Origin of the sequence: Pseudomonas sessilinigenes, from assembly GCF_003850565.1 — a bacterium.
GTDB lineage: Bacteria > Pseudomonadota > Gammaproteobacteria > Pseudomonadales > Pseudomonadaceae > Aquipseudomonas > Aquipseudomonas sessilinigenes.
Map to the genome: position 1 here is coordinate 1214408 of NZ_CP027706.1, position 11310 is coordinate 1225717.

The following is an 11310-nucleotide window of genomic DNA, read 5'->3' on the forward strand; positions in this document are numbered from 1 at the left end:
TTTTCTACTGGGCTACGGCTCTGGCGCGGAGCGCGCCTGCCGACTCGCGGGGGGTTATAAAGCCGTGGGGCGGGCCTGGCAACCGACTTTACCCAGGCCATGCACCTGGGAGAGCGTTGCCCTGGAGCCAGGCAGCGGGCCAGCGGTCGGGCAGGGCGGCGGGTTTCGGGTTAGACTTGCCGCCTTTTCGCATACTCAAGAAGCCCGCACATGGCCCAGCCGTCCACCACCTACAAATTCGAACTGAACCTGACCGACCTCGACCGCGGGGTCTACGAAAGCGTCAAGCAGACCATCGCCCGCCACCCTTCGGAAACCGAAGAGCGCATGACCGTGCGCCTGCTGGCCTATGCCTTCTGGTACAACGAGCAGCTGTCGTTCGGGCGCGGCCTGTCGGAAGTGGACGAGCCGGCCCTGTGGGAAAAGAGCCTGGATGACCGCGTGCTGCACTGGATCGAAGTCGGCCAGCCGGACGCCGAGCGCCTGACCTGGTGCTCGCGCCGTACCGAGCGCACCAGCCTCCTGGCCTACGGCAGCCTGCGGGTCTGGCAGACCCGGGTGGTGGACGCGGTGAAGAACCTGAAGAATCTCAATATCGCCGGCGTGCCCCAGGAGGTGCTGGAGACCCTGGCCAAGGACATGCCACGGGTGATCAAGTGGGATGTGATGATCAGCGAAGGCACCCTCTTCGTCACCGACGATCGCGGCCAGCATGAAGTGCAGCTGGAATGGCTGCTGGGCGAGCGCGGCTGATTGCCCGCGCCGCTCCTGAACGACCCACCGTCCCCCAAGAGAAGTTGCTGTTAGCCCATGCGTATCGAACCCCGTGAGTTACCCGCCGTCCTGCCCTTTCTCGGCGACCTGCCGCCGTTGCTGACCCGTCTCTACGCCGCCCGAGGCGTGCAGACGGTGGATGAGCTGGACAAGAGCCTGGCGCGGCTGATCCCGTTCCAGCAGCTCAAGGGCATCGACGCCGCGGTGGACCTGCTGGTGACCGCCCTGGACCTGCGCCAGCGCATCCTCATCGTCGGCGACTTCGACGCCGACGGCGCTACCGCCAGTACCGTGGGCTTGCTGGGCCTGCGCCTGCTGGGCGCGGCCCATGTCGACTACCTGGTGCCCAACCGCTTCGAGTACGGCTATGGCCTGACCCCGGAAATCGTCGCGGTGGCCCTGCAGCGCCAGCCGCAGTTGCTGATCACCGTGGACAACGGCATCTCCAGTGTCGATGGCGTGGCCGCAGCCAAGGCCGCGGGCTTGCAGGTATTGGTCACCGACCACCACTTGCCGGGCCCGGAGCTGCCAGCGGCGGACGCCATCGTCAACCCCAACCAGCCGGGCTGCGAGTTTCCCAGCAAGGCCCTGGCCGGGGTCGGGGTGATCTTCTATGTGCTGATGGCGCTGCGTGCGCGGCTGCGTAGCCTGGGCCGCTACGAGAGCCGGCCGCAGCCGAATATCGGCGAGCTGCTGGACCTGGTGGCCCTGGGCAGCGTGGCGGACGTGGTGCCGCTGGATGCCAACAACCGCATCCTGGTGCACCAGGGCCTGGAGCGGATTCGCGCCGGTCGCGCCCGGCCGGGGCTCAAGGCGATCCTGGAAGTGGCCAAGCGCGACCATTCGCGCATCACCTCCACCGACCTGGGGTTCATCCTCGGGCCTCGGCTGAACGCCGCCGGGCGCTTGGACGACATGAGCCTGGGCATCGAGTGCTTGCTCAGCGACGATGCGTCGGCGGCGAGGGCCATGGCCGCCCAGCTCGATGAGCTGAACCAGGACCGCAAGTCCATCGAGCAGGGCATGCAGCGCGAAGCCCTGGCCCAGCTCAAGGAGCTGCCGGTGGAATCGATGCCGTTCGGCCTGTGCCTGTTCGATGCCGATTGGCACCAGGGGGTGATCGGAATCCTCGCCTCGCGCCTGAAGGAGCGTTACCACCGGCCAACCATCGCTTTTGCCGACGCTGGCGACGGCATGCTCAAGGGCTCTGCGCGTTCGGTGCCGGGCTTCCATATCCGTGACGCCCTGGACGCGGTGGCCGCCCGCCATCCACAACTGATCAGCAAGTTCGGTGGCCATGCCATGGCCGCCGGCCTGTCGCTGCCGGAGCAGAACTTCCCGGCCTTCGCCGAGGCTTTCGATGAGGAGGTGCGGCGTCAGCTCAACGAGGAAGACCTCACCGGGCGCCTGCTGTCGGACGGCACCCTGGCCGTGGAGGAATTCCACCTGGAACTGGCCCGCGCCCTGCGCCATGCCGGCCCCTGGGGCCAGCACTTTCCCGAGCCGATGTTCCATGGGGTGTTCGAGCTGGTGGAGCAGCGCATCGTCGGCGAACGCCACCTGAAGGTGGTGCTGCGCAGCGAATGCGGTTCGCTGAAGCTGGACGGCATCGCCTTCGGCATCGATCGCGAAGTCTGGCCCAACCCGACCATCCGCTGGGTGGAGCTGGCCTACAAGCTCGACCTCAACGAGTTCCGTGGCCAGGAAACCGTGCAACTGATGATCGCCCACATCGAGCCCCGCTGACGCACCCTGTAGCCGCTGCCGAGCCTGCGAGGCTGCGACCGGTCGCGCAGCGGCCGCAGATAGCCCGCTGCACGGTCATGCATAGCCTGCGGCAGCGGCGACATGGAGCGCTGCCTGGGGTTTTCGCTCGGCGAGTGATCAGGAACCCTGCTTCGGCCAATGTTGTCGACTAGTCTGTTAGGACTGTCTGATTGGCCTTGTGACGTTTTGTCCTTTTCTCTTCCCGCGGGGGCGGGCGCTTCAACTTCGCAGTCACTCGTCGACCGTTCAAACAGATCCCTGGAGCCTGACCACTGACCGAGAGGTGCCCCATGAGTCTGCTGCTTGAACCCTATACCCTGCGTCAACTGACCTTGATCAACCGCATTGCCGTGTCGCCCATGTGCCAGTACTCGTCGGTGGACGGACTGGCCAATGACTGGCACCTGGTGCACCTGGGCAGCCGTGCCGTGGGCGGAGCCGGGCTGATCTTCACCGAGGCCACGGCGGTCACCGCCGACGGCCGGATCACCGCCCAGGACCTGGGGCTGTGGAACGACGACCAGATCGAACCCTTGCGCCGCATCACCCGTTTCATCAGTGCCCAGGGCGCCGTCGCCGGCATCCAGCTGGCCCATGCCGGGCGCAAGGCCAGCACCCACCGGCCCTGGCTCGGCAAGTCCGGCAGCGTCAAGCCCGAGGACGGGGGCTGGGTGCCGGTAGGGCCGTCGCGGATCGCCTTCGACCCGCAGCACACGCCACCGACGCCACTGGACGAGCACCAGATCGCCGACGTCATCCAGGCCTTCGTCGCCGCTGCCAAGCGGGCCCTGGAGGCCGGCTTCAAGGTGGTGGAGGTGCACGCTGCCCACGGCTATCTGCTGCACCAGTTCCTCTCGCCTCTGAGCAATCAGCGCCAGGACCGCTACGGCGGTTCGTTCGAGAACCGTATCCGCCTGGTATTGGAGGTGACCGATGCGGTGCGCCAGGTCTGGCCGCAGGAGCTGCCGCTGTTCGTGCGGGTCTCGGCCACCGACTGGGTGGAAGACGGCTGGAATCCCGACGAAACCGTGGAGCTGGCCAGGCGCCTCAAGGACCTGGGGGTGGACCTGATCGACGTGTCGTCCGGTGGTACGGCGGCCAATGCCGAGATCCCCACCGGCCCCGGTTACCAGACGCGCTTCGCCGAGCGCGTGCGCAAGGAGTCGGGAATCGCCACCGGCACCGTGGGCATGATCACCGAGCCGGCCCAGGCCGAGCACATCCTGCGTACCTGCCAGGCGGACATCATCCTGCTGGCCCGGGAGCTGTTGCGCGATCCTTACTGGCCGCTGCATGCCGACGACGACCTGGGCGGGCGCAACGCCACCTGGCCGGCGCAGTACCAGCGGGCGACCCACAGGGACCAGCCGATCCACGAATCGGACCTGCGGGACTGACCGTATGCAGGCAAGAAAAACCGGCCAGTCAAGGAAATGGTAGGGGGCACCTCACCGGTAGGGCATCAAGGGTACTTGCGTTTCTCCGGGGCCGGCGGGAAGTACTGGTACAACCAGGTTTCGCTCAGGGTGCGATCGTTGGTGCGGATGAACAGCCGCAGTTCCACCGGGTCCACGCTGTCGTTGGTGGGGTACCAGTCGAAGAGGATGCGGTAGCCCTTGATCTCGTCCAGCACCAGTACGCTGAAGTCCTTGACCTGGCCGTTGGAGGCGGTGACCACCGGCTCGATGCCGGTGCCCGCCGGCAGGCGATCGAGGCCGCCGCCGGTGAAGTCCACGGCGAAGCGCCGCGCCCAGACGGGCGGATAGTGTTCGCCCGGGGCCCAGCCCTCGACGAAGCCGCCCATGCCCGAACGGGTGGCGTGGACCCGCGCCAGGGGCGTGCCCACCGGCGGTAGGGCGCTCCAGTAGAGCTTGTAGCCGTAGTTCAGCGAGTCGCCGGCGGCCACCGGCTTCTTCGGTGTCCAGAAGGCCACGATGTTGTCCATGGTCTCGCCGGTGGTGGGGATCTCCAGCAGGTCGACGCTGCCCTCGCCCCAGGCGGTGGTGGGCTCGACCCACAGGCTCGGGCGACGGCTGTACCAGTCTACGGTGTCCTGGTAGCTGGCAAAGTCATGGTCGGTCTGCACCAGGCCGAAGCCTTTCGGGTCTTTGTCGGCGAAGGCGTTGAATTGCAGGGTCGCCGGGTTGTTCAACGGCCGGCAGATCCATTCGCCGTTGCCGCGCCACATGGCCAGGCGGTCGGAGTCGTGGATCTGCGGGTGGATGGTGTCGCACATGCGCCGCTCGTGGGTGCCGCAGCTGAACATGCTGGTCATCGGCGCGATGCCCAGTTGCTCGATGGCCGTACGCGCATTGACGTGGGCATCGACCTCCATCACCACGCGCTCGGCCTGGCAGTCGATGTCGAAGCGGTAAGCACCGGTGGCGCTCGGCGAGTCCAGCAGGGCATAGACCACGAAGCGGGTGCTGTCCTTGTCCGGGGTCTCGAACCAGAACTGGGTGAAGTCGGGGAATTCCTCGCGATGCTTGGCGTAGGTATCGATGGCCAGGCCCCGGGCCGAGAGGCCGTACTGGCCGGTGGCGTCCACCGCGCGGAAGTAGCTGGCGCCGAGGAACGACACCACGTCGTGTCTATCCAGCTCCGGCGCCTTGAACAGCTTGAATCCGGCGAAACCCAGGTCGCCCTTGAGCTGCGAGGTGTCGACGCGGGTGTTCTGGTAGTTGAACAGCGGCGGACGGAAGTGCACCTCCCGCGACAGGCGGGTCTTGGGGTCGACGCTGTGCATGCGCACCGGCTGGCGAAAGCCCATGCCCACATGGAAGAACTGCACGTCCAGCTGGCCGTTCAGGTCATTCCACAGCGAGTGCTTGGCGTCGTACTGGATGGCATTGAAGTCCTGCGGGGTCATCTGCGCCAAGGTCGGCGGCAGCACCTGCTTGGTGTCCACGTACTGCTTGGCGGCCAGTTGCCTGGCCTGGGCCTTGAGGCGCTCGAAGTCGAATGCCTGTGCCTCGCCATCGGCGGCACCGGTACCGGCCCAGGCTCGGGCGGCCAGCAGGCCGCTGGCCGAAAGGCCGGTATAGGCCGCCAGGGCCATGGACGCTTTGAGGAGATTCCTACGATGCATGGTTAAGCCTTGTACAGGGAAAGATCCGCAGCCGTTCTTGGCCGCTCGGGGGATCGCGTGGATGAGGTCCGGCCATGCCGTTGGCCGGACCCGTCTGACCTTAAACAGATGCTGCGTAGAATAATCGGTTCGCCCAGGGCAGAAAAATGATTAGCTTGTGTCCATAGGTAACGACTTAACCAGCCCTAGGAAATTGCCCCATGCTGCGCCTGCGACCACTTGTCGAAGACGAAATCGCCTTGCTCAAGACCATCGACCGTGCCGAGATCATCGAAGCGTTCTACCGCCTGCAGGATGGAGGGCTGGTGCGTTATGCCCAGCATGAAGTGGTGACCGGTTGGCCGGTCGGGGAAGCCGAGCATGACGAGGTGATCTTGCAGCAGTGTTACCAGCGTGGCGGGTGGCTGCATGGGGCCTTCGACGACACGCGGCTGGTGGCGGCGGCGGTGGTGGATTGCCTGCCGATCGCCAACGCCGGGCTGGACCTGCGCCAACTGAAGTTCCTGCATGTGAGCCAGGACTGGCGTGGTCATGGCCTCGGTCGGCAGTTGTTCGCCTTGGCCCGGGAGCAGGCCCTGGCCATGGGCGGCCAGGGTTTGTATGTGTCAGCCACGCCGTCGCGGCATACGGTGGATTTCTACCAGGGCCTGGGTTGCCAGTTGCTGGACGTCCCCGACCCGGAGCTGTTGCGCCTGGAGCCCGAGGACATTCACCTGTACCTGCGCCTGGCCTAGGCCTGGCGGGGTTTGCTCCAGTTCGGCCAGGCGCCGATGGTCACCGCGCGCAGCAGCCATTCGCAAGGGCCGTACTGGTGATGGCGCAGCCACAGGGCACTGAGTTGCATCTGCACCAGGTAGATGGCGATCACCACCAGCGGCAAGGCCAACGGTGGTAAATGGTTGACCAGCCCCAGTCCGTAACCGGTGAACAGCAGGCAGAGGATCACTGATTGCAGCAGGTAGTTGCTCAGGGACATGCGTCCCAGGGGTGCCAGGCGCCGGCACAGGCGCTGGCCCAGGGATGAGTCGAAGGCCTTGAGCAGTAGCATGGCGTAGCTGGCCGAGAGCAAGGGCGCGGTCAACTGGCTGAGGCCATAGCCGATCAATTCCAGGCCACCCCCCGGGGCATAGGCGGCCCAGTAGCCGTAGAGCAGGGCGCCGCCCAGGCCGAGGGGCAGGGTGAACGCCAGCAGCCATGGCAGCCTGGGCTCGAAGCGATAGGGCGCCACCAGCAGCTCCTTGCGTCCGGCCACGTAGCCCAGCAGGAACATTGCCAGGGTGCTGGGCCCTTGCAGCAGCCACAGGGCCGAGGCGGTTTCCAGCAGGTGCGAAGCGTTGTAGGCCAGGGTCTCCAGCGCACTGCCGCCCAAGGCCATGTCCTTGAGCACCGATTCGCCGTCGGCCGTGCCGGTGTAGAGGCCGATCTCCAGCAGTTCGCCCCCCAACAGCAGGAACATCAGCGTGCTGGCGATGACCAGCAGCAGCGCCAGTACCGCCGCCGACTTGGCCGATAGCCCACGCAGTGCCAGCAGGATCAACCCGAGCAAGGCATACAGCGAGAGGATCTCGCCATAGAACAGCAGCGCGCCGTGCACCAGGCCGATGACCAGCAGGGCCAGTTGCCGGCGCCACATGCGCGGCACGAAGGACGCCCCCGAGCGTTCGGCGGAGCTCATCTGCAAGGTGAAGCTGTAGCCGAACAGGAAGGAGAACAGCAGGTAGAACTTGGCCTCGAAGAAGACCGACACCAGCCAGCGCACCAGGTGATCGAGGGCGCTGGAATAGGCCGGGTTGCTGGTCGGTGAAGCGTAGTAGGGGTCGGCGAAGGACCAGATGTTCACCGCCAGGATGCCCAGTAGGGCGAAGCCTCGTAGGGCGTCCACATGTTGCAGACGTGCCGGTTGCGTGCCGGAAATACGCGCGGGGGTCATGTTCGGTTTCCTTGTAGCAGGTGCAGAGCCAGTTCTTGCAGGACAGGGCCCTGGGCCTGGGGAGCGAATTGCGGATCGACGGCAACCCGGGCGAACAGGCCGTCGATCATGACGGCAAGCCAGTTGGCGATTTGCTCGGCACACAGCCCAGGGCGGACCAGCCCCAGGTCGTTGGCCTGGCGCACGAGGGCGGCGAGTCCTTCACGCAAAAGCAGATCGTTGTGGCGTGCCAGTTTGCAAACCTGTGGATCACGGTGGCTGAGGGCGGCGATCTCCAAGGCCAGGCCGGTGTAGTGCGGGTCCTCGGCGAGCTGGCAGAGGTGCAGGAGAAAGCCCATCAGGGCCTCCAGAGGCTGTTGCTCCTGCAGCAGGTGTTCCATCTCCTGCTGGATCTGCTGGCCTTCGCGAGCGATCAGTGCCAGCAGCAGCGCCTGCTTGCTGGGGAAGTAATGAAACAGGTTGCCGGCACTCATCTGCGCGATCAGGCAGATGTCCGCGGTTCGGGTAGCCATGTAGCCATGTTCGGCGATGCAGCGGGCGCCAGCGTCCAGCAGTGCGTTGTACCGTGCTTCGCGTTGCACATGGTTGGCGGGACGCATGCAGGTGGGCCTCTTGAGTTAATTGAGCGGCTGCTCAATTAACTGCAATGGGCTGGGGCGGGGCAATGCAATTCTTGTTAAAAAGAGTCAAGAAATGTTGGCCAGGGGGCTAATGCCCTTCAGTTGAGCGAGGTGATCCCCTGTGGGCGCGAAGCGTGCTCGCGATGGATTTCAGGGCGCTCGCGCTACCGTCAATGAGCATCGCGGGCAAGCCTCGCTCTTAGGCTGGGTTTCGTCTTTGGCTTCAACCTGATGCTTTCGGCGAAGCCTCCAGGCATTGCGCCTCTTGGGCCGGCAGGCCCTCGGCAGTCAGCCTGGTCAGTGTCCCGAGCGCCGACAGGTGGTCACGCTGGATCGCCTCTTTGTAGCAGGCCAGGGCCCGGGCCTTGTCCGTGGTGCCCCAGCGCCCGCTGGACAGCGCGTCCGCCAGGATGTCGTAGAGCATGCCCGAGTCCAGCTTGCGCAGGGCCTGGAGGACGGCGGCCTCGGCCTTGCCCGGGTTCACACAGCTCTCGAACGAGCCATCGCCTTTCGGATCGCAGTAGTACATGGACAACATCACTGCCGCATCGGCATCCGCTTGGGCATAGGGCAGCAGCAGCTCCTCGGCCTCACCAGGCTTGAGTTCCGGCGCCATGCCCGAATAACCCAGGCTCACGGCTTGCACGGCGGCCTTGGCCGACCCATGTCTGGCGGCATCCACCAGGATGCGCTGACCCAGCTCGAAGAAGTACACCGTCAACGGGTACTGCTCGCGTCCGCCATATGCCAGGAACAGGTCGGCCTTGCGCGACTGACGCTGCAGGGCGGTTTCATCGGCGGGGGCTTGTTGATCGAGCAGGCCGTCCATCGACCATTGCTCGATACGGGTAAGTTGCCAGCAGGCGCTCCGCTCGAAGACGAAGGCCTGGACCACGTCGCCCTGGGGGTCGTGCACCACCAGGGTATGGTCCTCCCAGAAGGTCTGCAGCCCCGACCGGGCCTGGGCCTTGGGGTCGAGCAGGGCCAGCAGGTGGCGGTTGTCGCCAGTGAGCTTGTGTCGCGTGGTGGCGACGCGGCCAAAGTCGTCATAGACCAGGCGCTGTTCGACCAGGGGTGAGTCACTGAACGCCAGTTGCAGTTCAGGGTCCGTGGCGAAGGCCTGGACAAAGGTCGGCAGGTCGCTGGACGGGCAGGTGGGGGCAGCAGCCTGGACGACCTGTGCGCTGGTGCCGAACAACAGGCAAACGAACAACTGGCGCAGCAGGTGGCGAGAAACGGGCATCGGCGAACTCGTTGGGAGTGAAGGCAGAAAGAAGGTCATGGCGTATCCGGGACGAACCCGCGACACCCGCGTTGGGCCAGCCAGATCGCCAGCAGCGAAGGCACTCCCATCAGCAGGCAATAGGCATAACCGCGTATCGGGTGCTCGGGAAACATCGCCCAGGCGCTGAACGCCACCAAGGCGCCAATCAGGACCAGCTTGAGCTTGAGGTTGGAAATCATCGCCAGCAGCCAGCCGCCGACGATCAGCAGGTAGAACAGCAGGTCCACCATCATGCCCAGGCCGAAGCTTCGAGCCGTGGCGCCGAACAGCTGGCGATACAGTGGAATGCCCCAGATATGCGCCAGGTAGAACAACAGTACCGGCAACGAATGGGCCACCAGGCCGGTGGTAATCCGCACCACATGGTAGTGGCCAGCAGCGTTCTGGCTCATGGGCGGCACCTGTTGGCCATGGCTAAGGTGGGGTGGGGCATGGGCGCATCCTTGCTGCCGGAGGGCAATTGTGGTCAGTGAAACCGGTGCTTTTCTGGCCGCGGATAGTGCCGCAACTGCGGATGCTTATCCAGTCGTCCTGCCTTTGCGCGACTGGCCGGCGAGCAGCTGTCGAAGGCTCCGTCAGCAGCACGCACCGTGGCGCCCACCTGGGGCTCGATGGTTTCGTTGATATGTACCCGCACGCTGCCTTGCGTCGGGTCGTACACCGGTTGGGCCGGGTCTTCGCCAGCTACCAGCTGGCCGTTGACCAGCCATTTGGTTTGTATGGGATAGTCCGTTTTGAGATCGACGCGATGGTGGTGACTGGGGGCGGATGAAGCAAGCAACCGACGGCCAAGCTTGGCTTTTGCCCTCCACGGGGCCAGTCCACGCGCCCTTAGGATGTTTCGGCAAAATCGAGGTTCAAGCCTGGGTCGAGCTTGTCCAGGCATTGAAGAGCCAAAGCAACATTCAGAAGCATTATCGCCCCCTGGAGCTGGGCACTTCTCTCTAGTCTTGAGGCCTCAGGTGTCGAGGTGACACTGGTTTTTGCGGAGGTGGCAGATGAATACCCGTGGATTGCTCGACCAACTACTCAAGTCCGGCCAAGAGCTCCTGCAGAACAAGGCTGGTAATTCGCCACAGGCCAGGCCGACGGCCGATTCGGTCGGTCTGGGCAGCTTGCTCGGGGCCAAGACCGGGGGCCTGGGCGGGTTGCTCGCTGGCGCCGGTGGTGGTGCCCTGGCTGCCGGAGCCATGGGCTTGTTGCTGGGCAACAAGAAGGTGCGCAAGTTCGGTGGCAAGGCCCTGACCTATGGTGGTTTGGCCGCGCTCGGGGTGCTGGCCTACAAGGCTTATGGCAATTGGCAGGCGCAGCAGGGCAGTGCGCCGGGTACCGAGCCCCAGACCCTCGATCGGTTGGCCCCGCAGCAAGTGGAGCAACACAGCCAGGCGATCCTCAAGGCGCTGGTGGCGGCCGCCAAGGCCGATGGCCATGTGGATGAGCGCGAGCGTGAGTTGATCGAGGGTGAGTTCCGCAAGCTCGATGACGATCCACAGCTGCAGCAGTGGCTGCACGGCGAGTTGAACAAGCCCCTGGACCCTGCCGATGTGGCCCGGGCCGCCAGCACCCCGGAGATGGCCGCCGAGATGTACCTGGCCAGCGTGATGCTGGTGGATGAGCAGCACTTCATGGAGAAGGCCTACCTTGAGGAGTTGGCGCGCCAACTGCAGCTGCCGGCAGGGCTCAAGGCGGAACTGGAGAACCAGGTACGCCAGGTCCAGCCCTGAGAGACCTGTCGAGCCTCTTGGCGATTCTGTCCTGTGCAATTGCCGAAATGCCTTTGTGCGACCGGTGAAGTCCTCTACAGGCCCCTGGCCAGAGCGGTTGCACAAAACCACTAAAAGTCCTG

General features: G+C 65.1%; 11 protein-coding genes. 5 read left to right on the forward strand and 6 right to left on the reverse strand.

Features of this window, described 5'->3' with window-relative positions:
- Positions 1-210 precede the first annotated feature (210 nt).
- The 3 genes from C4K39_RS05500 (at position 211) to C4K39_RS05510 (ending at position 3938) form a co-directional block, all read left to right on the forward strand.
- Entirely contained in the window at positions 211-753 is a 543-nt protein-coding gene (locus tag C4K39_RS05500; RefSeq protein ID WP_068583643.1) for a YaeQ family protein, read from the forward strand.
- Between the two features lie 57 nt (positions 754-810).
- On the forward strand, positions 811-2520 hold the full coding sequence (gene recJ / locus C4K39_RS05505) for a single-stranded-DNA-specific exonuclease RecJ (protein ID WP_068583646.1): 1710 nt from the start codon (positions 811-813) through the stop codon (positions 2518-2520).
- 311 nt (positions 2521-2831) lie between these two features.
- Entirely contained in the window at positions 2832-3938 is a 1107-nt protein-coding gene (locus C4K39_RS05510; RefSeq protein WP_124345832.1) for an NADH:flavin oxidoreductase/NADH oxidase, read from the forward strand.
- A 65-nt stretch (positions 3939-4003) separates the two neighbouring features.
- Here the strand turns inward: C4K39_RS05510 and C4K39_RS05515 are convergent, their stop codons facing one another.
- Complete coding sequence (locus tag C4K39_RS05515; protein WP_068583652.1) at positions 4004-5629, reverse strand: glucan biosynthesis protein D; 1626 nt, start codon at positions 5627-5629, stop codon at positions 4004-4006.
- 200 nt (positions 5630-5829) lie between these two features.
- On the opposite strand from C4K39_RS05515, the gene C4K39_RS05520 reads away from it, so the two are divergent.
- Positions 5830-6363, forward strand: a complete 534-nt coding sequence (locus C4K39_RS05520; protein ID WP_068583655.1) for a GNAT family N-acetyltransferase — start codon at positions 5830-5832, stop codon at positions 6361-6363.
- On the opposite strand, the gene C4K39_RS05525 is transcribed toward C4K39_RS05520, so the two are convergent.
- The 5 genes from C4K39_RS05525 to C4K39_RS32150 all read right to left on the reverse strand — a co-directional run bounded on the left by C4K39_RS05525 (position 6360) and on the right by C4K39_RS32150 (position 10245).
- Entirely contained in the window at positions 6360-7559 is a 1200-nt protein-coding gene (locus tag C4K39_RS05525; protein ID WP_124345833.1) for a DUF418 domain-containing protein, read from the reverse strand. The genes C4K39_RS05520 and C4K39_RS05525 overlap by 4 nt on opposite strands.
- The gene (locus C4K39_RS05530; RefSeq protein ID WP_124345834.1) at positions 7556-8158 is read right to left on the reverse strand and encodes a TetR/AcrR family transcriptional regulator; all 603 of its coding nucleotides are present in this window, start codon (positions 8156-8158) and stop codon (positions 7556-7558) included. The genes C4K39_RS05525 and C4K39_RS05530 overlap by 4 nt, the downstream gene beginning before the upstream one ends.
- 244 nt (positions 8159-8402) lie before the next feature.
- Positions 8403-9422: a hypothetical protein gene (locus C4K39_RS05535; RefSeq protein WP_124345835.1), complete on the reverse strand. Its 1020-nt coding sequence runs from the start codon at positions 9420-9422 to the stop codon at positions 8403-8405.
- A 35-nt stretch (positions 9423-9457) separates the two neighbouring features.
- Positions 9458-9856, reverse strand: a complete 399-nt coding sequence (locus C4K39_RS05540; RefSeq protein ID WP_124345836.1) for a hypothetical protein — start codon at positions 9854-9856, stop codon at positions 9458-9460.
- Positions 9857-9930: 74 nt separating this feature from the next.
- The gene (locus tag C4K39_RS32150; RefSeq protein WP_124345837.1) at positions 9931-10245 is read right to left on the reverse strand and encodes a hypothetical protein; all 315 of its coding nucleotides are present in this window, start codon (positions 10243-10245) and stop codon (positions 9931-9933) included.
- A 217-nt stretch (positions 10246-10462) separates the two neighbouring features.
- Between C4K39_RS32150 and C4K39_RS05550 the strand changes: the two genes are divergently transcribed.
- Positions 10463-11188, forward strand: a complete 726-nt coding sequence (locus C4K39_RS05550) for a tellurite resistance TerB family protein (protein WP_068583675.1) — start codon at positions 10463-10465, stop codon at positions 11186-11188.
- Positions 11189-11310: the final 122 nt, after the last annotated feature.

Bases quoted from the DNA above. Each gene is read 5' to 3' on its own strand.
- C4K39_RS05525 (WP_124345833.1), bottom strand. From the start codon at position 7,559: ATGACCCCCGCGCGTATTTCCGGCACGCAACCGGCACGTCTGCAACAT.
- C4K39_RS05520 (WP_068583655.1), top strand. From the start codon at position 5,830: ATGCTGCGCCTGCGACCACTTGTCGAAGACGAAATCGCCTTGCTCAAG.
- C4K39_RS05510 (WP_124345832.1), top strand. From the start codon at position 2,832: ATGAGTCTGCTGCTTGAACCCTATACCCTGCGTCAACTGACCTTGATC.
- C4K39_RS05500 (WP_068583643.1), top strand. From the start codon at position 211: ATGGCCCAGCCGTCCACCACCTACAAATTCGAACTGAACCTGACCGAC.
- recJ (WP_068583646.1), top strand. From the start codon at position 811: ATGCGTATCGAACCCCGTGAGTTACCCGCCGTCCTGCCCTTTCTCGGC.
- C4K39_RS05535 (WP_124345835.1), bottom strand. From the start codon at position 9,422: ATGCCCGTTTCTCGCCACCTGCTGCGCCAGTTGTTCGTTTGCCTGTTG.
- C4K39_RS05515 (WP_068583652.1), bottom strand. From the start codon at position 5,629: ATGCATCGTAGGAATCTCCTCAAAGCGTCCATGGCCCTGGCGGCCTAT.
- C4K39_RS05550 (WP_068583675.1), top strand. From the start codon at position 10,463: ATGAATACCCGTGGATTGCTCGACCAACTACTCAAGTCCGGCCAAGAG.
- C4K39_RS05530 (WP_124345834.1), bottom strand. From the start codon at position 8,158: ATGCGTCCCGCCAACCATGTGCAACGCGAAGCACGGTACAACGCACTG.
- C4K39_RS05540 (WP_124345836.1), bottom strand. From the start codon at position 9,856: ATGAGCCAGAACGCTGCTGGCCACTACCATGTGGTGCGGATTACCACC.